Below are 18630 nucleotides of genomic sequence, written 5' to 3'. Positions count from 1 at the left end.
GTTTTCCCCGCCAAGGAGCCGAGCATGCCCCATGCCCTGTCCGGACCCGTCAGCCTCGATGCGCTTTCCGCCCTCAATCCCCATCTGTCCCTGGCCGACATCCTGGCCCTGTGGAGCTGGGCCGGCCCGTCCCGGCGCATCCATTGAACCGGAGCAGCCGCACCCGTAGCCTAACCTTCTCCGGAGCATCGCCATGCCTGCCAAATCCGATCCCAAACGGCTCACCGACCGCCAGCGGCGGTTCGTGGAGGAATACCTTGTCGACCTCAAGGCGGGTGCGGCCGCCATCCGGGCCGGCTACAGCGAAAAAAGCGCCGAAACACTCGGGGCGCGCCTGCGAAACCTTCCCCATGTGCGCGACGCCATCGAAGCGGCCATGACCAGGCGCAGCCGCCGCACCGGCATCACCCAGGACCGGGTGGTGGCGGAACTGGCCCGCATCGCCTTTGCCGACATCCGTGATTTCGTGGACTGGGACGAAAGCGGCGTGACCCTGCGCGCCGCCCGGGAACTCGGCCCGCAACAGACCGCCTGTGTGGCGGAAATCGTGGAAACCCCCGGCAAGGGGCTGCGCATCAAGCTCCACGGCAAGCCCCAAGCCCTGGCCGCCTTGTCGCGGCATCTGGGCACGCGCGACAAACCTGCCGCGGACACCCCCCAGCCAACGTCCATCACCGTGATCACCAGCGTCCCGCCGCCGGACCCGGCCCCTTTGCTCGACGATGCGGCCTGTCCCGCAGACCGGGCAGGGGAGGGGAGTTCGACCTAGATTGCCGGCGCGCCTTGTTCCCAGGCCGGGCCATCCGCCACGGCGCACATGCGTTGCGTGCCCTTGCCATCCGTGGCGCAACCGCGGTCCCGGGCGACGTTGCGGCGGCTTGCTTCCCGCTCCTGCTGGCGCAGCAGCACCATGCGCATCAGGCAATCCGAGCCGGTCCGCTGCCCGGCCACAGGTGCCAACCGGGCAGCGGCCAACACCCGGCCATACGCGCCAAGCCCTGTCTGCGGACGGCGCATGACGCTGCCGCCCAGCAGCGCGGCCACCACCAATGCCCCCAAAAACAGCATCAGCCCAGCTCGCGGACGCGTTTCCATCGCACCAATCCTCCGCAATCGTTCCTTGTCTTGCCTCTTCGGCACTGCCCAAACCGTGCCATATAAAAATATTAATCATATATGCTTGTTATGAAATCCTCTTTCCGGCAGGAGTCCCATGGCGCGCTATTTTAACGACATTTCGGAACCTCCCGCGACCATTTCCCTGGACTATGTCCCGCAACCCCGCCAGGCGGCCTTGCACGCCTGTCCGGCCAACGAAATCCTGTTCGGCGGCGCGGCCGGCCCCGGCAAAAGCCATGCCCTGCGCTTCGAGGGCCTGCTGTCCTGCCTGCGCGTGCCGGGTTTGCAAGCCTATTTTTTTCGCCGCACCCTTCCCGAACTGGAACGCAATCACATCCTGCCGTCCTTGTCCCAGTTTCCCCCGGCTTTGTGCCGTTATGTTGCCTCAAGGCGTGCTTTCGAATTTCGAAACGGCTCCCGCATGACCTTTTGCAGCTGCCATCGCGAGGCGGACGTGTTTGCCTACCAGGGCGTGGAAATCCATTTGCTGCTCATCGACGAACTGACGCATTTCACGGAATTTCAGTATGACTACCTGCGCGGCCGCCTGCGCTGCGCCCTGGACGTGCCGCCGCCTTACCGCCACAAGATCCCGGGCATTGTCTGCGCCTCCAATCCTGGCGGCCCCGGGCACGCCTTCGTCAAGGCCCGCTTCGTGGACTTTTCCCCGCCTGCGGTGCCCAAACGCGCACCTGACGCCGAGGGGGGGATGGTGCGCTGCTTCATCCCGGCCAAACTGGCCGACAATCCCATTTTGCTCTCCCGCGACCCCCATTATGCCAAACGCCTGGAAGCTTTGCCCGAACCCTACCGATCGGCCTACCGCGACGGCGACTGGGACATCTTCCTCGGACAGGCTTTCGCCTTTTCCAGGCGCCATCATGTCGTCCCGCCCCGGCCGATTCCTTCGGACGCGCCGCTTTTCATGACCTTTGACTGGGGCTACGGCGCCCCTTTTTCCGTGGGCTGGTGGTGGGTGGATGCCGACGGGCGGCTGTTGCGCTTTGCCGAGTGGTACGGCTGGAACGGCCAGCCCAACCAGGGGTTGCGCTTGACCGATTCCCGCATCGCCGCCGGCATCGTGGAAAAGGAACAGCGCCTGGGTATTGCGGGGCGGGCCATGACCCGCCTGGCCGGGCCGGACTGTTTCGCCAAAAAGCCGGATTACCGGGGCGGCGGCCAGGGCCCGAGCACGGCCGAAACCTTTGCCGCGGCTGGGCTGTACCTGGTGCCTGGCGACCCCAGCCGCACGGCCAAGATCCGCCAGTTCCACGAGCGCCTGCGGCCTCGAAGCCACAGCCTGCCCATGCTCGTTGTCTACGATGTCTGCGAACAGTTCATCCGCACCATTCCCGCGCTTTCCACCGACCGGCACAATGTCGAGGACATCGACACCCATGCCGAGGACCACATCTATGACGAGGCCTGCCATGTCTGCATGGCCCGCCCCTTGGCCTCCCCTTTGACGGAGAAAACCAAACCGGCCGCGGCCCGCATTATCGACTCCCTGACAGCCGACGGCACCTGCGCCGATCCCTTCCCTGCTCCCCCCGATGTATAGTTTTCTTACGGCCAGGAAATTCTCTTGGGACCAGGTGTATGCATTCTAGTCACCGAACGTTCCTCGTTGCAGATCATTTCTCCTAACAATCTTAAATCATTTTATTTATAATTTGGCATGGAACATGCAAATGAGGGGTAACCGCCGCAGTGATGGGCCATGCAGCATCTTGGCCCAGGCGGCAAGACGAACCCATTCGGCTTTGGCCGACAAACCCTGGAGGATTTCCATGCAAGGCAAGACGTTCGGCATCGTTTTGGCGGCTATGGCGACTGTTGCGCTGACCGCTTCCCTGGCCCTGGCCCGCCCCGGCGGTGGTCCCGGCGGCGGCCCCGGAGCCGGCGGTTGCCCCGGCTATGGCGCCGGCATGATGGCCAAACTGACCCCTGAACAGCAGGCCGCCTTTACCAAGCTGCATGACGCGTTTGCCGCCAAGACCGCCCAACTGCGCGCCGACCTGGGCGTCAAGCGGGCCGAACTCAACGCCCTGGTCGTTCTCCAGAACACTGACCAGGCCAAAATCACGGCCCTGACCAAGCAGATTGGCGACCTGGAAGGCCAGCTGCTGGCGGAAAAGACCCAGTTCCGCATCCAGGTGGCCAAGGAGATCGGACCCAATGTCATGGGCGGCGGGTATCACCGTGGGATGATGGGTGGTGGCTACGGGCCGTGCGCCGGCGGCGGCTGCCAGTAGCACCTTGCCGGGGCCGGACATGGGTTCGGCCCCGTTTCCGTGAAAAGCACGTGGAGCATCGCCGTGGAACTCGCCGGAATCCCACATTCGATCTTCGGCATACCACTGGATGCTCTTCTGGTTTCGGCCGTACTCCTCTTTTTGTTGCTTGTTGTCGGCCTGGGCGTTCGCCGGCAGCACCATCACCAGCGCCGACAAACCTCTGCCAAAGCCGACCGTGACGACGCCTTGCGCCTGTTACGCAGCCGCTTGGAATGTGGAGCCATTTCCCAAACGGAATTCGAACGGTTGCGCCGTTCCCTTGAGTCCTGATCGTATCCCTTGCAATCGATGCGGCGGGCCTTTACCCCGCATTGTCTGCATACAGCGCGCGACCCCACCCTCTTTGCGCGCCCCAAGCCCGAAGCGGTCCCCGCCGCTTCGGGCTTTCAACGAACCGATGACATTCGTTCGCGACGTTGCTAGGTTCCGGCCGACACGTTCCCGGACCGCCTAAGGAGACCCCATGCGTGCAAACAGCCATGCCCCGGTCATGAGCCGCAGCGCCGCCATTTTGGGCATTGTTTTGGCCCTGCTGGTCGGCTTTTTCCTCGGATTCACCGTTCACGGGCTCGTCGGTGGCAAAGCCGCGCCTACCCAGGCTTCCCAGCCCACGGCCCAAATGCCGCCGCCCTCGGCCGCGCCCGAACCCAACCCCGCCCTGGCCGACCGCATCAAGGCCCTGGAAAAACAGACCCAGCTCGAACCGGCCAACAGTGCCGCCTGGACGGAACTGGGCAACCTCTATTTCGATACCCACCAGCCCGAACAGGCCATCAAGGCCTACGAGAAATCCCTGACCCTCGATCCCCGCCAGCCCGATGTGCTGACCGACCAGGGCGTCATGTACCGGGAGATCGGCCAATTCGACAAAGCCCTCAACGCCTTTGACAAGGCCCTGGCCATCACGCCCGGCCACGTCATCGCCTCGTTCAATAAAAGCATCGTGCTGACCCACGACAAGAACGACAAGGCCGGCGCCTTGGCCGTGCTCAAGGCCCTGGCGCTGAAAAACCCCAATGCCAAGCTACCCGACGGCCATACCGTCACGGAAGCCATTCAGGAGCTTTCCGGCAAATAATGGCACCTTGCCTCCTGCTCATAAAACAACGCCCCTCCCGGCCGCTTGGCTGGGAGGGGCGTTTTCGTTTCCAATTCCCAGCCGTTTGGCCGGGAGAGGTGTCTTCGTTCCCATTTCCGGCCCCTTGGCCGTGAGAGGCATCTTCGTTCCCATTCCCGTCGCTTGGACGGGAGAGGCGTCTTTGCACCCATTTCCGGCCGCTTGGCCGGGTGAGACGTTGTCGTTTCCGTCGACGCGGGCGGCTACTTTGCGGCCGGGTCCTTGTAGACCGCGCCCTGGGCGGCGGATTTGACCAGGGAGGCATAGCGGCGCAGCAGGGGGGAAGGGATGTCCTTTTGAGGCGCCACATGGCTTTGACGGCGCGCTTCCAGCTCGGCGGCGTCCACCCACAATTCCAGACCGCGCCCGGGGATGTCGATGGCGATGACATCGCCGTCGCGCACCAGCGCAATAGGCCCGCCGTCGGCCGCCTCGGGCGAGACGTGGCCGATGGCCGCGCCGCGCGTGCCGCCGCTGAACCGGCCGTCGGTAATCAGCGCCACGGTTTCGCCCAGGCCCATGCCCATGATGTTGGAGGTGGGGGAGAGCATCTCGCGCATGCCCGGCCCGCCTTGGGGACCTTCGTAGCGGATGACCACCACGTCGCCGGGCTTGATTTCCCCGCCGAGGATGGCCGCGTTGGCCGCTTCCTCGCCGTCGAAGACCCGGGCCGGGCCGGTGTGGCGCATCATGGCCGGGGCCACGGCCGACTGCTTGACCACGGCCCCTTCGGGGGCCAGGCTGCCGCGCAGGATGGCGATGCCGCCCTCGTTGGCGTAGGGCTCCTTGGCCCGGATGACATCGAAGTTTTTGACCCGGGCCTTGAGGTCCCTCAGGTTCTCGCCGAGCGTCTTGCCCGTGACGGTCAGCACGTCGAGGTGGAGCAGGCCTTTTTCGGCCAGCACGCTCATGACGGCCGGGATGCCGCCGGCGCGCTCCAGGTCGTCGAGGTAGTGGTGGCCGGCCGGGGAGAGCTTGCACAGGTTGGGGGTCTTGCGGGAAATCGTGTCGAAGATGTCGAGTGTCAGCGGCAAGCCGGCCTCGGCGAACACCGCCGGCAAATGGAGCACGGTGTTGGTGGAGCAGCCCAGGGCCATGTCCATGGTCACGGCGTTTTCCAGGCTTTTTTCCGTGACGATGTCGCGGGGGCGGATATTGTTGGCCAGCAGGTCCATGACGCGCATGCCCGCTTTTTTCGCCAGGCGCACGCGCTTGGCCGTGACGGCCGGGATGGTGCCGTTGCCCGGCAGGCCCAGGCCCACGGATTCGGACAGGCAGTTCATGGAATTGGCCGTGAACATGCCCGAACAGGAGCCGCAACCCGGACAGGCGTTTTCTTCGAGCTCCTCAAGCTTTTCCTGGTCGATGCCGCCGCGCTTGAATTTGCCCACGGCCTCGAACACGTCGATGAGGTCGCACGAGCCTTCGCTGGTCGTTCCGGCCAGCATGGGCCCGCCGCTGACGATGACCGCAGGGATGTTGAGCCGCAGCATGGCCATGAGCATGCCCGGCACGACCTTGTCGCAGTTGGGGATGCACACCAGGGCGTCGAAGGGGTGGGCCATGGCCATGATCTCGATGGAATCGGCGATGATCTCGCGGCTGACCAGCGAATAGTGCATGCCGGCGTGGTTCATGGCCAGCCCGTCGCACACGCCGATGACCGGGAAGATCATGGGCGTGCCGCCGGCCAGGCGGATGCCGGCCTTGACGGCTTCGGCGATGGTGTTCAAGTGGATATGGCCGGGCACGACCTCGTTGGCGGAATTGACCACGCCGATAAGCGGCCGTTCCATTTCCTCCCGAGTCAGGCCCAGGGCGTAGAGCAGGGACCGGTGGGGGGCTTTTTCCAGTCCGGATTTGAATTGCGAGCTGCGCATGGCGGTATCCTTGGTGCGATTGGCTTCGGCGACATGCCGAGGCGGGAAGTTTTCCACACGCGGGCGGCTTCTGGCAAGTTTCCCGCGTCGGCTTGCGCCGTTTCCCGGCCGGGACCGGTCCTGACGCCATGCGCATCGTCAATCTGCATCACACGGGATTCGTTGACACTTTCAGAGCGTTAGGCCATGACGTCCTGTCGCTTGGCGCCGACCCCGGTTGTGACATTCGCTTGACCGAACCCCTTTCCGCCCGTCGATTTTCGGCCTTGCTTGCGGGCCGCGGCTTCGTCCCCGATCTCGTCTTCTGGTACGACGCCTGCCAGATACCCTGGATTTTCGGCTTCGAAACCGCACCGGCGGTCGTTATCGGCTATTCCGTGGATCAGTACATGCATCCCTGGCACATGCCCTACAGCGCCGGTTTCGACGCCGTCTGCGTGGCCCAGAAGGACTATCTCCCCCTGTTCGCCTCCTCACCACAGGGCCGTTCGGTCCACTGGCTGCCGCTTTTTTGCGACCCCGCCCGCGCGGCCGACCCGGGTCAGCCCCGCGATATCCCGGTTTCCTTTGTCGGCACCCTGGACGGCCGCGTCAATGCCGGACGCAAACCCTTTTTGCGGGCCTTTCGCAAAAAAGCCCCCCTGGTCATGGCGTCCGGCGATTTTGCCCCGGTATTTGCCCGCAGCCGCCTGGTACTCAACCAGAGCGCGGCCGGGGAAATCAATTTCCGGGTCTTCGAGGCCATGGCCTGCGGCGCGGCCCTTTTGACCGAAGCGATCGGCAACGGCTTGACCGACCTGTTTACCCCGGGCCAGGACCTGCTCACCTATCGGCGCGGCGATGCGGCCGAGGCCGCCCGCCTGGCCTTGCGGGCCCTTGCGGACCCCAACTTGGCGGACATCGCCGTAGCGGGGCAGGGGAAGGTGCTCTCCCGGCACACGGTCCAAGCCAGGGCCAAGACCATCCTGGCCCTGGCCAGCCGCCTGGCCGCATCGGGCGCCCCGGCCAGTCGGGTACACCAGCTCGCGGCCGTGCGCGCCGAAGTCCGCAAGGCCTACGCCATGCTGGCCACGGACGAACAGTTGCCCCTAAAGGACGCCGACCGCCGCTTTTTCCTTTCGTTAAGCCAGGATCAGCCCATACGGACCATTTAAGCCATTTTGGCCGTCTCATCGGCGTAGGGCCTGGCATAGCCGTCGATACCGCCCTTGTCGGCCCGAAGGGATCGCGTCCAGGCCCGACTGGCCATGGCCAGGTACAGCCAGGACGGCACGGGGCAGGGCACCTCGCTATTTCGTACCGCCACGGCATCAGCTTCCTGCTCGGCGACCAGCAACGCGGCTTTGGCGTCCAGGGCTTTTCGCGCCTTGCGGCCGAGCCAGCCCAGCTTGTCCAAATCCTTGCCCTCGTAGAGGCCACCACCGCCGATGGAACAGCCACCCAGCCAGGTAAACGAGGCTTCCCGGGCAAAATGGCGGCAGATCTCCAGGGACGCATCGTTGTTGACCGCTTCCGGAAAACCGCACTGGGCCACGGCCATGAACCGTTGCCGGCGAGGTGGCGCGATTTCCCCGCGCCTGGCCGCAATCCTCTCCAGCACGGACACGAGATGGCCCGGCAACTGGTCGGCATAAAGCGGGTAGATAAGGGCCACCCCGTCCGCTTCGTCAAGGCTCTCGGCCAGTCGAGAAAACATCTGTCCGTCCGTATACGCAGCCAACGCATGCACCCGGGAAACAGCTGCTCCGGCTTCTTCCATTTTCTTGTGCAAATACGATTCAAATACCGAGGAATGGCTTTTCGATTTTTTGGGCGAACCATTGATCAATGTTATTTTTTGTCGTCTTTTTACCTTCTTCAATGCCTCTTCGCCCAAAGTTGCTTCCACCTGCGCCCGCATTTCCATCAGCGTCTGCGAGCCGTTAAGGACGACCGCCATGTGCCGGCGGGAAAGCATATTCGCCGCATTCCTGGCCACCACGCCTCGAAATGTTGTTTCGAGCTCCGCATCAGGCCGCGGCAGCCAGCCAATGCCCACCATATCTGGCGTCTGCGCGTATCTGACCAAATGACGCGTCCGCCCGTTTACTTTCTGGAAAAAGGGCAGGAGTACCGGCAAGACCCCCCGTTCAAGCGGTATTTTCAGTGCGCTGGCATAGCCGCCGAAGGATACCGGCGACAGAAGCACGATGGTAGGCGCGCGGGCGATGCGCGCGCACAGCTCTCTGGCGGGATCGTTGCCCCTGCATATACCAGGCGTTTGCACCCAGCAGCCGAAACAACCCTTGCATGGCGAAACATCGCACCTTTCTAGAACGATGCTATCACAATCGACCCCCTTGGCCCTGATCGCATCACCTACAACGGCGCGCACCGCATCCATGCCTTGCGTGTTTTCCGGCAACGCATCCAGAACAAGCCATGTGTCCCCCATTGCCGCATCCTCCGATCTCGCGTATGTTGCTAACAGCAACATAGCTTAATACCCTATGTTGTCATTGTCAACATTACGTTGCGAAAAAGCGCCGCCGAGGCTCCATGTCCCCATCTCCCTATCATCACGGTAATCTTCGCCAAGCTCTCCTTGATGCCGGCGAGCGGCTTTTGGAATCGGAAGGCACAGAGGCCCTCAGCCTGCGCGCTTTGGCCCGGGAGACCAGCGTCAGCCACGCCGCGCCCTACCGGCATTTTACCGACAAGGCCGATCTGCTTGCCGCCTTGGCGGTACGCGGCTTTACGCGCCTCACCCATGCCCTGGGCATCTGCGCCCGAGAGCATCCCGAAGACCCCCGGGCGCGTTATTTCGCTTCCTGCCGACGCTACATCGAACTTGGCCGCAAGCATCCCGCCATGTACAGGCTGATGTTCGGCCAGCGCCCATGCGGCGTCGGCGAACAACCGGAGTTGATCGAAGCCGGGCGCGCCGCGTTCGAAGCACTGCTTGCCTCCCTTGCCAGCAGCAAGGCGGCCGGCATTTTCCGGGACGAACCTGTGGAGCGCCTGGCCATGGCAGTCTGGGCCATGGTCCACGGGCTTACTGAACTGGCCATTGCCGGGCGGCTCGCGCCGTGCGGCGAGGATCGGGAAGAGGGCAGGGCGGTGAGCGAATCGGCCTGCGAATTGTTGCTGCGTGGCCTGCTTATTTCGGATCGCGGCTCTTGACGGACACGCGCTCCACGACCTTCTGGTAATAGACCTGGTCCTTTTCCAGGTCCACGGGCCGGCGGCGCCGGGCATTGACCTTGGTCACGAGGAAATTGAGCTTTTGCATCTGGCGGTAGCGTTCCTGCTCGTCGGTAGCCGCCGCGAGCAGTTCCGTGGCCGTGACGATCTCTTTTTCCTCCAGCAACTCCTGGGGCACATACCCGGCGTTCTTGAGGATCTTATAGGCCATGCGCAGGTCTTCCGGGATCAATGACTCGTCCTCGTAGACGATTTTCCTGCCCTGGCCTTCGAGGTTGTCGAACTCCCCCCGGTTCATGGCCTCGGCGATGCGTTGCTCGGCAATGAATGCGACCGCCCGCAGCATGGCGTCCCCCTTTACTGGGCCAAGGCTTTTTGCAGCTTGGGCATGCCGCCGTCGAGCCATTCCACCACCTTGGGCACGATGCGGCCCAGGGCGTTGGATGCGGCGGCGGCGACGGTTTGGCCGTTGAAGTTCTCCAGCGGATAATAGGCATTGAAATCGCCCGAGGAAACCCGGGTGGTCAGGTTCCTGGTCCACAGGTCCAGGTGCACCGAGACCACGAACCGGCCGCCCTCGGTCTCCTCGACGTTAAACGCCGTGACCTGGCCGGTGAGCACCGCCTCGTGGGCCACGCGCGGCTGATAGTCCACCGGGGTCAGGCCCGTGGACTGGCATTCGATGCCCTGGCGCAGGGCCCGGCCGACCACGTCCTGGGGCGGGCCTTCCCAATAGTATTCGAGGCTGGCCGTGAGCACCCGGTCGCGGGCGGTCAGCACGGCGGTGCGGTCCAGGTTCTCCAGGGCCGTCAGCCCCTTGAAACCGAGCGGCAGCCGATGCTGAGCGCCGGTTTCGCCGGGGCAGGGGACCCCGTCGAGTTCCACCCGCAAATAGCGTGGGGGGGGCGGCGGTTTGCCGAAACACCCGGCCAGGCTGGCCGCGACAAGCAGGCCCACCAGACAACGCCAGCCGAATTGCACGATAGTCATGCCTATTTTCCCGTGGACGGCCGCAACAACTCCCAGGGCCGCTCGCGCAGCCGACCGGAAAGCTCCTTGATCTCGCGACTGGTCCGGTTGAGATTTTTGAGAATGTCCTCCAACTGTTCCTGATCGTAGGCAAACCCCTGGCGCACGTCGCCGATGAGCCCGCCCACGCTGTCACCCTGCTTGCGGAAATTCGTCAACGTCTTGGTCAACTCGGTTTCCAGGCTGGTTACGGCCTTTTCCATGCGGCGCAGGGTTTTGTCCAGGCTGTCCGCGGCCGTGCCGCCCTTGGCCGAAAGCGTTTCCCAGTTGCGGCGGAAATCGTTGGCCGCCAGGCGCAGGTCCGCCACCAACTGGGGTGTCCCTTCCAGGGCCCGCTTGAGGGATTCGGTATTTTCGGGGGTGAAAAGCTTGGCGATATTATCCGCGATATCGTTGATCTTGGGCCGGACGTCATCGAGCATTTCCCCGGCCTTGGCCGCCAGTTCCTGCATGTCCATGGTGGAAACCGCCGGCAGGTCGGCCCCCGGTGCCAGGCGCGGGCCGGGTTCCCCCCGCAGCTCCAGCAGCACGTAATAATCGCCCACCAGCCCCTTTTGCGCGATGCGGGCCACCGTGCCCGTGTAGAGCGGAAAGCCCTTGCGGACATCAATGTCCACGGCGATGCGCCGGGGATTGGTCGGATCCAGGTCAATGGCGGCCACCCGGCCGATGTCCAACCCGGCGTATTTGACGGTCCGCCCCGGGCTCAAATCCTTGACCGAAGTGAAATAGATACGGAATTTGTCGTATTTGACCCAAAACCAATTGCCGCCGAGCACCACCATGAACGCGCCGAGGATACACAACCCCAGAAACAGCGTTCCAATGGCCTTGGCGTATTCGGACTTGCTCGCCCGTGCCGACAGCATCAGGCCCTCCCTAGCTCGCCGGGGCCGGCAGGCCCCGGATGACGCCCGGCGACCAGTTCGGCCCAGGTCCCGGGCAACACCTTGCTTTCCCGTGACGGCATCCGCCCCAGGAACTGGCGGATAAAGAGGTCGTCGCAGGCAGCCAAGGCGGGCAGGCTGCCCTCGAACAGCATCCGCCCGTCGCGCAGCACCACCACATGGTCGGCGATGGCGTAGAGGCTGGCCAGATCGTGGGTGACCACGACAATGGTCATGTCAAAGGTGGCCTTGAGCTCCAGCACCAACTGGTCCATGTCCGCGGCCGTGACCGGGTCGAGGCCCGAGGTCGGCTCGTCGCACAACAGCACCGCCGGATCGAGGGCCATGGCCCTGGCCAGCCCGGCCCGCTTGCGCATGCCGCCCGACAGTTCACTGGGAAAATAGTCCATGAAGTCGGCCAGCCCCACCAGGCGCAGCTTGAGGTGCACCACTTCCTCGATGAGCGAATCCGACAGGTCGGTGTGTTCGCGAAGGGGCAGGGCGATGTTCTCCCCCAGGCGCATGGAACCGAGCAGCGCCCCATCCTGGAAGAGTACGCCCATGCGGCGGCGCATGGCCAGCCGCTCGGCCGCGTCCATGGCGGCCATGTCCCGGCCATTCAGGGCGATGCTGCCGGACTGGATGGGCACAAGGCCGATGATGTTGCGCAGCAGCGTCGATTTGCCACAGCCCGAGCCGCCGAGGATCACGCTGATGCGGCCGCCGGGCAGCACCGTGCGCACGCCGGAGAGCACTGTGCGCTCGCCGTAGCCCACACTCACGTCGCGCAAGGCGATTTCCGGCGACTCCAGGCGGCCAGACACGGCAACACTCCTTTTTGACCATGGCAGCGGCAAAACGGGGAACGGCAGTCGCACCTCCGGCGGCCGCACCCCATCGCGCCCGCGACAACACACCCTTACCGGGTACGGCCCAGGCAGCCCAACATCCGGTGTCGGCTGTGCCGTATTTTTCCCAACTCATCGGAACATATAATTGAGGGCCGTAAAAAACAAATCCAAAAGGATCATGAAAAAAATGGATTGCACCACCGCCCGGGTGGTGCGCCGGCCCACGTCGGCCGCGCCTTCCCGGGCCAGCAAGCCCTGCCAGCAGGATATCAGCGTGATGGCGACGCCGAAGCCCGCGCTTTTGACCAGCCCCGACGCGATGTCGCGCAGGGTCAGGAAATGGGCGGTTTGCAGGAAATAGGCCTTGCCCGACAGCCCCAAGGCCAGGGTGGAAAAAATGCCGCCGGCGCTGATGCCCACGCCATCGCACCACAAGGTGAGCAGGGGGGCCATGACGGCCATGGCCACGAACTTCGGCCAGATCAGGAAGCGGACCGGGTCGATGCCCATGACCTCCAAGGCGTCGATTTCCTCGGAGATGCGCATGGTGGCGATCTCGGCGGTAAAGGCCGCCCCGGCCCGGCCGGCCAGGATCAGGCAGGTCAACAGCGGCCCCAGTTCCGTGGCGATGGAAAAGCCGACCAGATTGGCCACATAGCTGAGCGCGCCGACCTTTTCCAGCTGGGTGGCCGATTGCAGGGCCAGGATGATGCCCACGCAGGCGGCGATGACGCTGATGATGCCCAGCGAATCGGCACCGATCCAGGAGAGGTGGGACCACAGGCGCGAACGCTGGTAGGCCTTGGAACGGCGCCAGAAACGGAGGCTGGACCGGATGCAGCCCCAAAGGCGCATGACGAGCCAGACAAACACCCCGGTATCGCTGGCAGCCCCCGGCATCGCGCGGCGTCCTATTCCGGCAACCCGAACATCTCGCCGAGCTGGGTGAGATGGAGCAGTTTGCGCACCTGCGAGCCGATGGTACGGATGCGCACGGTCCGGTTTTTTTCCAGCAACTGCTTGCGCAGTTCCAGCAGCAGCGCCAGGCCGGAGCTATCAATATAGGCCAGGTCGGCCATATCCAGGACGACCTCGCCGGTTGTGCCGCCCAGGAGTTCCCACAGCCGCTCCCGGACCCGCGGCGTCACCGAAAAATCGATTTCGCCCGCAAAGACCACCACACCGGGCACCTCCCCGGCGGTCAAACGCCAGCCGACAGCCTGTTGCCCCTTGGATTCGCTCAAATCCGTCCCAGCCTTTCCGGCGCCCCCGAAGCGCCGCGCTCCACCGTCCTACTTCGGGACCGGGGTACCGGACCCCATCGCCCACCGCTTGTCAGACACCGTCGCCGTCCGCCACGACCAGCCCGGACAGACCGAAATGATCGAGCAACCCCTCCAGTTCGCGGCGCGAACTGAAATGGAACGTGATGCGGCCATGGTCCACCGAACCCGCGGCCTTGGCCATGACCCCGGCCCGCTGCGTCAGCACGCCTTCGAGGTCGGCCAGCAGCTTATCCGGCGCGGCTTTGGTTTTCTCCCGTCGGGTCGTGGCCGAGGGGGTTTTTTCCGAAGCCACCGGCAACACGCCATGGGCCTTGACGTGGTTGGCCGCGTCCTCGGCCTCGCGCACGCTCAAGCCCTGCTCCACGATCCGCCGCCACAAAGCCTCGCGCAGCCCGGCCTCGGCCACGGCCAAAAGCGCCCGGGCATGGCCGGCCGTGAGCTGGCCCCCGGACACATCGGCCTGCATGGCCTCGGGCAATTGCAGCAGGCGCAGGGCATTGGCCACGGCCGGGCGACTCTTGCCCACGGTCCTGGCCAAGACTTCCTGGCTCAGGCCGAAACGCGTGGTCAGCAGGTGAAACCCGGTGGCCTCTTCCATGGGATTGAGATTCTCGCGCTGGAGGTTTTCGACCAGGGCCAGGGCCAGGCCCTGCTCGTCGTCCACATCGCGCACGATGACCGGGATCTCGGTCAACCCGGCCAATTTTGCCGCGCGCCAGCGACGTTCGCCGGCCACGATCTCGTGACTCACCCCGTCCGTGCCGGCCACGGGCCGCACCAGCACCGGCTGCAACAAACCCTGCTCCCGGATCGAATCGGCCAACTCGGCCAAGGCCCCAGGTTCGAACACCCGCCTGGGCTGATCGGGATTGGCCCGGATGACACCCAGCGGCAGGCTGACGGAACTTTCCCGCGATTGCTCTTCACGATAACCGCCGAGCAGGGCATCGAGGCCCCGGCCCAGTCCTTTTTGGGCTTGCGCCATGCAGGCTCTTCCTTCTTCGCAACGTTGGCCGTGGTGCACACCCGGCCGCATTGCCTTCTCTTACCCGTTTACCGCGTCGTTGTCGCGGGCAAAGCAACGGGACCGGGCGACGGATCGGTGACGTTTTTCCTGGTCCCGTTTTCATGGGCGGCCCTGCGACCGTCTCTTGTCGCGTCCCTTGACGCGCCCGGCCCATGCGCTACCATATGCGACGGGCGGTTGCCCAGCACCGCGCCCCTCTCCCAACGACCCGCAACCAGGAGCAATTCGTGCCCCCGATTTCCTCGCATTTCCTGGAACTGTTCGATGCCGCCGGCCAGGCCCGCGGCGTCCACATCAGTGCCGAACTGTGGTCGCGCATCCGGGACAAGGCCTTGCCGATCCTGGAACGCGCCCTGTACGAACTGGACCCGTCCTGTCGGCCCCAACCCGAGGAGAGGCCCGAGCCGGTTGCCGAATGGGAATCCCTGCTCGCCTATTGGGATTTCACCTATCCCCCGGCCTACGATGTGGCCTGTGCCCACTGCGGCGCGTCCACGCCGGACTGGCGCGCCGACGAACCCCGCAGGTTCCGCCTGCGCGGCGCCAACCTGGGAGGACTCGTAACCTTCCAGTGCCAGTCGTGCAAGTCCTTGATCCTCAAAAAACATTTCAAGAAACATCTGACCGTGGAATGCCTTCCCTACGTGGAACGGTGTTCCTGATCCCCGGCCCTTTACGCGATCATTCCCTTTTGAAAAGACCGCTTCTCCAACCCAGGCAACGCCCTTTGTACACAAAAAAAGGCCGCCTCCTTCCGGAAGCGGCCTTTTTGTCGGGGCGCCCTTCAATTCCCGGCCGGCCGGCGTCGGACGACTTCCTGGGCCAGGGACAGATAGGCTTCGGCGCCGCGTGATTTGATATCATGGGTGAGCACGGGCTTGCCGTAACTCGGGGCTTCGGACAGGCGGATGTTGCGGGGAATGAGCGTCTGGAAATAGAGCTTGGGAAAACACTTCCAGACTTCCCGCTTGACGTGGCGATTGAGCTTGTTACGCCCGTCGTACATGGTCAGGACCACGCCCAGCAGGGCCAGGCGGTTGTTGAACCGTTTGCGCACGAGGTCGTAGGTCCGCAGCAACTGGGCGATGCCTTCCAGGGCGTAGTATTCGCACTGCAGCGGCACAAGCATTTCCGTGGCCGCGCACAGGGCGTTGAGGGTCACCAGGCCCAGGGACGGCGGGCAGTCGAGCAGGATGTAGTCGTATGCGTCGACCAGGCCCTGGACGAGCGTGCGCAGATAGTATTCACGGCCGGGCTTGTCCACGAGTTCGATATCCGCGGCCACGAGGTCCGGTCCGGACGGCAGCACCTTGAGGCAGGGCAACTCCGTGCCCAGCACGGCCTGACTGGCCCGCTCGGGTTCGTAGAGCACGGAATAGAGGTTGTCGCGGACTTTTTCCGGATAGATGGACAATCCGCTGCCGGCATTGGCTTGCGGGTCGCAGTCGATGAGCAGGGTTTTTTTTTCCATGACCGCCAGGGAAGCGGCCAGATTCACGGCGGTGGTCGTTTTGCCCACGCCGCCTTTCTGGTTGGCGATGACGATGACCCGGGCCATGTATCGACTCCTTGGCCGCTACCGGCCCTTTTCCCAGTGACCGGGTCCGCGCGCCCCCTGTTTCACGTGAAACAGGCCGACGGGTCTAGTCGCGGAACATCCGGTGGCAAAAGGATTGGGCATCGTCCAAGGATTCGACGAGCATGACACAGTCTTCCACATCGCCCTTTTTGACGGCGTTGAGGAGTTGGCCGGCAAGATGCGAAAAATCCTCAGCTTCGTCCACCCAATCCTCATCGGCAAGCTGATGGAGTTTGCGGGCCAAACGGACGAGTCGATTGACCGACGCCTCGTCAGGCAGACTCGCTTCCGCGACCTGGTTCTGGATATGCGTGAAAACAGTTTCGAGATCACGTTTCGTGGTCTGGAATTCCATCTCCCGAGTCCGTCCTTGAGGCGGTTTGTGAAGTTTTCCCAAGTTCGATTAGAGGACCGACGCCATCCTGTCAACATCATTGCAGGTAATATTCACGGTACCAGTCGATGAAACGGGCGATACCCGTTTCCAAGGGGGTAGCCGGTTGGAAACCCACATCCCGGACAAGATCGTCCACATTGGCCCGGGTGGCCGGTACATCGCCCGGTTGCAGGGGCATCATTTCCATGATGGCTTTCTTGCCCAGGGCCTCCTCGATGCATTCGATGAAGCGCAAAAGGGAAACACTGGTATTATTGCCAATATTATAGAGCCGATACGGTGCGACACTGGTGCTCGGATCGGGCTGGGCCGGGTTCCAATCGGGATTGGGCGCAGCGGTATTGAGGGTAACGCGGACCACACCTTCGACTATGTCATCGATATAGGTGAAGTCACGTTCCATGCGGCCATGATTGAAAACCTGGATGGGTTCGCCCGCCAAAATGGCCTTGGTGAACAGAAACAAGGCCATATCCGGCCGGCCCCAGGGGCCGTAGACCGTGAAAAAGCGCAGCCCGGTACAGGGAAGGCCAAACAAATAACTGTAGGAGTGGGCCATCAACTCGTTGGATTTCTTGGAAGCGGCATAGAGGCTGATGGGATGGTCCACATTGTCGTGGACCGAAAAAGGCATGGACGTGTTGAGCCCGTAGACGGAACTGGAAGAAGCGAAGACGAAATGCTTTACCGCATGTTGCCGGCAATTTTCCAGGATGTTGAAATAGCCCATCACATTGGCGTTCATGTAGTCGTCGGGATGGGTCAAGCTGTGGCGGACGCCGGCCTGGGCGGCCAGGTTGACCACATGCGTAAAGCCGCCCTTGTCGAAAATCGCGTTGATGGCTGCCCGATCGGCCATCTCGGCCTGAATAAAGGAAAAGTGGGCATTCTGGGACAACATGGCAATACGGTCTTTTTTCAAAGCGACGGAATAATACGGGCTCAAATTGTCAAGGCCGGTAACAGAAAAGCCCATGGAAAGAAAACGGCGACACAGATGAAAGCCGATAAAGCCGGCCGCGCCGGTGACAAGGATGTTCATGGTTCCTTTTGCTGACGAAAAAAAACGCGCGCGATCGGCCTTACCGGAAAGATCGCGGGTCAGATTCGCGCATCGCCGTCTTGGAGTGGGCTTGTAGGCTCAGGCTCCGTTGCTGGGGTGGAAGTCCGCATGGGGTCTGCCGCAGCCGGGGGGGACTGCTGGGCAACCCCCTCGACACGGCCCGGAACATGAAAAAAAGAGCGGATAAAATCAAGTGGAATAGGCAAGATTGTGGCGGCCTGACTTTCCGAAGCCATCTCGCGCATGGTCTGTAAGTACCGTAATTGCAGGGCTTCCGGGCGAACGGCGATGATCTCGGCGGCCTGGGCCAGGCGGCGGGAAGCCTGGTATTCGCCTTCGGCGTTGATGATCTTGGCCCGTCGTTCCCGTTCGGCTTCGGCCTGCTTGGCCATGGCGCGTTGCATTTCCTGGGGCAAATCAATGTATTTGAGTTCGACGTTAGCGACCTTGATGCCCCAGGGGCCGGCGTGCAGGTCCAAAATACTTTGAACCTGCTCGTTTACCTTGTCGCGATGCGCAAGAATCTCGTCGAGCTCAACGCCACCACAGACACTGCGTAATGTTGTCTGCGAAATTTGTGAGGTTGCATACATGTAATCCTCGACTTCGAGGATAGCTTTGATCGGTTCAATGACGCGAAAATAGACAACAGCGTTGACCTTGATGCTGACATTATCACGGGTAATGACATCCTGGTTCGGAACATCCATGGCAAATGTCCGCAAGGATACTTTTGTCATGCGGTCAATGACTGGAAAAAGAAGGATCAGGCCAGGGCCTTTGGCGCCGATGACCCGGCCTAGGCGAAAGACCACACCACGCTCGTATTCATTGAGCACGCGCAACGAAGTGACGATGAGAAAGGCCACTATGGCGAGAATGGGAAGCAGGGCCAGCATGGGCACCTCCTTTACG

The 18630-nt window shown here is 63.1% G+C and carries 23 protein-coding genes; 9 read left to right on the top strand and 14 right to left on the bottom strand.

All coding sequences use genetic code 11. The annotated features are described in order from the left end of the window. Positions 1 to 24 precede the first annotated feature (24 nt). Both ACP59X_RS00160 and ACP59X_RS00155 read left to right on the top strand, forming a co-directional pair. Positions 25 to 147, top strand: coding sequence for a hypothetical protein (locus ACP59X_RS00160; RefSeq protein WP_428563422.1), 123 nt, complete (start codon positions 25 to 27; stop codon positions 145 to 147). A gap of 46 nt (positions 148 to 193) precedes the next feature. Then, entirely contained in the window at positions 194 to 769 is a 576-nt protein-coding gene (locus tag ACP59X_RS00155) for a terminase small subunit (protein ID WP_428563420.1), read from the top strand. On the opposite strand, the gene ACP59X_RS00150 is transcribed toward ACP59X_RS00155, so the two are convergent. Further along, entirely contained in the window at positions 766 to 1095 is a 330-nt protein-coding gene (locus ACP59X_RS00150) for a hypothetical protein (RefSeq protein WP_428563418.1), read from the bottom strand. The genes ACP59X_RS00155 and ACP59X_RS00150 overlap by 4 nt on opposite strands. A gap of 118 nt (positions 1096 to 1213) precedes the next feature. On the opposite strand from ACP59X_RS00150, the gene ACP59X_RS00145 reads away from it, so the two are divergent. The 4 genes from ACP59X_RS00145 (at position 1214) to ACP59X_RS00130 (ending at position 4494) form a co-directional block, all read left to right on the top strand. Beyond that, positions 1214 to 2680: a terminase large subunit domain-containing protein gene (locus tag ACP59X_RS00145; protein WP_428563416.1), complete on the top strand. Its 1467-nt coding sequence runs from the start codon at positions 1214 to 1216 to the stop codon at positions 2678 to 2680. Positions 2681 to 2909: 229 nt separating this feature from the next. After that, entirely contained in the window at positions 2910 to 3374 is a 465-nt protein-coding gene (locus ACP59X_RS00140; protein WP_428563414.1) for a periplasmic heavy metal sensor, read from the top strand. Between the two features lie 63 nt (positions 3375 to 3437). Continuing rightward, positions 3438 to 3686, top strand: a complete 249-nt coding sequence (locus ACP59X_RS00135) for an SHOCT domain-containing protein (RefSeq protein WP_428563412.1) — start codon at positions 3438 to 3440, stop codon at positions 3684 to 3686. 193 nt (positions 3687 to 3879) lie between these two features. Continuing rightward, the gene (locus ACP59X_RS00130; RefSeq protein ID WP_428563410.1) at positions 3880 to 4494 is read left to right on the top strand and encodes a tetratricopeptide repeat protein; all 615 of its coding nucleotides are present in this window, start codon (positions 3880 to 3882) and stop codon (positions 4492 to 4494) included. A 242-nt stretch (positions 4495 to 4736) separates the two neighbouring features. Here ACP59X_RS00130 and ilvD read toward each other — a convergent pair whose 3' ends face one another. After that, positions 4737 to 6413, bottom strand: coding sequence for a dihydroxy-acid dehydratase (gene ilvD, locus ACP59X_RS00125; RefSeq protein WP_428563408.1), 1677 nt, complete (start codon positions 6411 to 6413; stop codon positions 4737 to 4739). Between the two features lie 230 nt (positions 6414 to 6643). Here ilvD and ACP59X_RS00120 point away from each other — a divergent pair, with 230 nt between their 5' ends. Then, positions 6644 to 7567, top strand: a complete 924-nt coding sequence (locus tag ACP59X_RS00120; protein ID WP_428563406.1) for a glycosyltransferase family protein — start codon at positions 6644 to 6646, stop codon at positions 7565 to 7567. Here ACP59X_RS00120 and ACP59X_RS00115 read toward each other — a convergent pair. Next, entirely contained in the window at positions 7564 to 8847 is a 1284-nt protein-coding gene (locus ACP59X_RS00115; RefSeq protein ID WP_428563404.1) for an NAD(P)H-dependent oxidoreductase, read from the bottom strand. The genes ACP59X_RS00120 and ACP59X_RS00115 overlap by 4 nt on opposite strands. Before the next feature lie 104 nt (positions 8848 to 8951). Between ACP59X_RS00115 and ACP59X_RS00110 the strand changes: the two genes are divergently transcribed. Beyond that, complete coding sequence (locus tag ACP59X_RS00110) at positions 8952 to 9575, top strand: TetR/AcrR family transcriptional regulator (RefSeq protein WP_428563402.1); 624 nt, start codon at positions 8952 to 8954, stop codon at positions 9573 to 9575. Here ACP59X_RS00110 and ACP59X_RS00105 read toward each other — a convergent pair. The 7 genes from ACP59X_RS00105 to ACP59X_RS00075 form a co-directional block, all read right to left on the bottom strand. After that, a complete protein-coding gene (locus ACP59X_RS00105; protein ID WP_428563400.1) occupies positions 9553 to 9942 on the bottom strand; it encodes a DnaJ family domain-containing protein in 390 nt (129 codons plus the stop codon). The genes ACP59X_RS00110 and ACP59X_RS00105 overlap by 23 nt on opposite strands. A gap of 11 nt (positions 9943 to 9953) precedes the next feature. Further along, complete coding sequence (locus tag ACP59X_RS00100; protein ID WP_428563398.1) at positions 9954 to 10586, bottom strand: ABC-type transport auxiliary lipoprotein family protein; 633 nt, start codon at positions 10584 to 10586, stop codon at positions 9954 to 9956. A gap of 2 nt (positions 10587 to 10588) precedes the next feature. After that, positions 10589 to 11494, bottom strand: a complete 906-nt coding sequence (locus ACP59X_RS00095; protein WP_428563396.1) for an MlaD family protein — start codon at positions 11492 to 11494, stop codon at positions 10589 to 10591. After that, positions 11494 to 12336: an ABC transporter ATP-binding protein gene (locus ACP59X_RS00090; RefSeq protein ID WP_428563394.1), complete on the bottom strand. Its 843-nt coding sequence runs from the start codon at positions 12334 to 12336 to the stop codon at positions 11494 to 11496. Before ACP59X_RS00090 ends, ACP59X_RS00095 begins: the two co-directional genes overlap by 1 nt. A 156-nt stretch (positions 12337 to 12492) precedes the next feature. Continuing rightward, positions 12493 to 13263, bottom strand: coding sequence for an ABC transporter permease (locus ACP59X_RS00085; RefSeq protein WP_428563392.1), 771 nt, complete (start codon positions 13261 to 13263; stop codon positions 12493 to 12495). An 11-nt stretch (positions 13264 to 13274) separates the two neighbouring features. Continuing rightward, positions 13275 to 13607 (bottom strand): STAS domain-containing protein, encoded by a 333-nt coding sequence (locus ACP59X_RS00080; RefSeq protein WP_428563390.1) that lies wholly within the window; start codon positions 13605 to 13607, stop codon positions 13275 to 13277. 91 nt (positions 13608 to 13698) lie between these two features. Beyond that, positions 13699 to 14634, bottom strand: coding sequence for a ParB/RepB/Spo0J family partition protein (locus ACP59X_RS00075; RefSeq protein WP_428563388.1), 936 nt, complete (start codon positions 14632 to 14634; stop codon positions 13699 to 13701). A gap of 269 nt (positions 14635 to 14903) precedes the next feature. On the opposite strand from ACP59X_RS00075, the gene ACP59X_RS00070 reads away from it, so the two are divergent. Then, on the top strand, positions 14904 to 15338 hold the full coding sequence (locus ACP59X_RS00070; RefSeq protein WP_428563386.1) for a hypothetical protein: 435 nt from the start codon (positions 14904 to 14906) through the stop codon (positions 15336 to 15338). A gap of 122 nt (positions 15339 to 15460) precedes the next feature. Here ACP59X_RS00070 and ACP59X_RS00065 read toward each other — a convergent pair whose 3' ends face one another. The 4 genes from ACP59X_RS00065 to ACP59X_RS00050 all read right to left on the bottom strand — a co-directional run bounded on the left by ACP59X_RS00065 (position 15461) and on the right by ACP59X_RS00050 (position 18614). Then, on the bottom strand, positions 15461 to 16234 hold the full coding sequence (locus tag ACP59X_RS00065; RefSeq protein WP_428563384.1) for a ParA family protein: 774 nt from the start codon (positions 16232 to 16234) through the stop codon (positions 15461 to 15463). Between the two features lie 85 nt (positions 16235 to 16319). Continuing rightward, positions 16320 to 16610: a GAK system XXXCH domain-containing protein gene (locus tag ACP59X_RS00060; RefSeq protein WP_428563382.1), complete on the bottom strand. Its 291-nt coding sequence runs from the start codon at positions 16608 to 16610 to the stop codon at positions 16320 to 16322. Between the two features lie 76 nt (positions 16611 to 16686). Beyond that, entirely contained in the window at positions 16687 to 17694 is a 1008-nt protein-coding gene (locus tag ACP59X_RS00055; RefSeq protein ID WP_428563380.1) for an NAD-dependent epimerase, read from the bottom strand. Between the two features lie 59 nt (positions 17695 to 17753). Beyond that, positions 17754 to 18614: a slipin family protein gene (locus tag ACP59X_RS00050; protein WP_428563378.1), complete on the bottom strand. Its 861-nt coding sequence runs from the start codon at positions 18612 to 18614 to the stop codon at positions 17754 to 17756. Between the last annotated feature and the right edge of the window lie 16 nt (positions 18615 to 18630).

Origin of the sequence: Solidesulfovibrio sp. DCME (assembly GCF_049995385.1) — a bacterium.
Classification (GTDB): Bacteria; Desulfobacterota; Desulfovibrionia; order Desulfovibrionales; family Desulfovibrionaceae; genus Solidesulfovibrio.
This window is presented reverse-complemented; position numbering and strand designations above follow the sequence as displayed.

Excerpts from the sequence above, each read along its gene's own strand:
- ACP59X_RS00060 (WP_428563382.1), bottom strand. The coding sequence starts at position 16,610 with ATGGAATTCCAGACCACGAAACGTGATCTCGAAACTGTTTTCACGCAT.
- ACP59X_RS00115 (WP_428563404.1), bottom strand. The coding sequence starts at position 8,847 with ATGGGGGACACATGGCTTGTTCTGGATGCGTTGCCGGAAAACACGCAA.
- ACP59X_RS00055 (WP_428563380.1), bottom strand. The coding sequence starts at position 17,694 with ATGAACATCCTTGTCACCGGCGCGGCCGGCTTTATCGGCTTTCATCTG.
- ACP59X_RS00140 (WP_428563414.1), top strand. The coding sequence starts at position 2,910 with ATGCAAGGCAAGACGTTCGGCATCGTTTTGGCGGCTATGGCGACTGTT.
- ACP59X_RS00145 (WP_428563416.1), top strand. The coding sequence starts at position 1,214 with ATGGCGCGCTATTTTAACGACATTTCGGAACCTCCCGCGACCATTTCC.
- ACP59X_RS00075 (WP_428563388.1), bottom strand. The coding sequence starts at position 14,634 with ATGGCGCAAGCCCAAAAAGGACTGGGCCGGGGCCTCGATGCCCTGCTC.
- ilvD (WP_428563408.1), bottom strand. The coding sequence starts at position 6,413 with ATGCGCAGCTCGCAATTCAAATCCGGACTGGAAAAAGCCCCCCACCGG.
- ACP59X_RS00155 (WP_428563420.1), top strand. The coding sequence starts at position 194 with ATGCCTGCCAAATCCGATCCCAAACGGCTCACCGACCGCCAGCGGCGG.
- ACP59X_RS00050 (WP_428563378.1), bottom strand. The coding sequence starts at position 18,614 with ATGCTGGCCCTGCTTCCCATTCTCGCCATAGTGGCCTTTCTCATCGTC.
- ACP59X_RS00100 (WP_428563398.1), bottom strand. The coding sequence starts at position 10,586 with ATGACTATCGTGCAATTCGGCTGGCGTTGTCTGGTGGGCCTGCTTGTC.
- ACP59X_RS00110 (WP_428563402.1), top strand. The coding sequence starts at position 8,952 with ATGTCCCCATCTCCCTATCATCACGGTAATCTTCGCCAAGCTCTCCTT.
- ACP59X_RS00085 (WP_428563392.1), bottom strand. The coding sequence starts at position 13,263 with ATGCCGGGGGCTGCCAGCGATACCGGGGTGTTTGTCTGGCTCGTCATG.
- ACP59X_RS00130 (WP_428563410.1), top strand. The coding sequence starts at position 3,880 with ATGCGTGCAAACAGCCATGCCCCGGTCATGAGCCGCAGCGCCGCCATT.
- ACP59X_RS00105 (WP_428563400.1), bottom strand. The coding sequence starts at position 9,942 with ATGCTGCGGGCGGTCGCATTCATTGCCGAGCAACGCATCGCCGAGGCC.
- ACP59X_RS00065 (WP_428563384.1), bottom strand. The coding sequence starts at position 16,234 with ATGGCCCGGGTCATCGTCATCGCCAACCAGAAAGGCGGCGTGGGCAAA.
- ACP59X_RS00095 (WP_428563396.1), bottom strand. The coding sequence starts at position 11,494 with ATGCTGTCGGCACGGGCGAGCAAGTCCGAATACGCCAAGGCCATTGGA.
- ACP59X_RS00160 (WP_428563422.1), top strand. The coding sequence starts at position 25 with ATGCCCCATGCCCTGTCCGGACCCGTCAGCCTCGATGCGCTTTCCGCC.
- ACP59X_RS00150 (WP_428563418.1), bottom strand. The coding sequence starts at position 1,095 with ATGGAAACGCGTCCGCGAGCTGGGCTGATGCTGTTTTTGGGGGCATTG.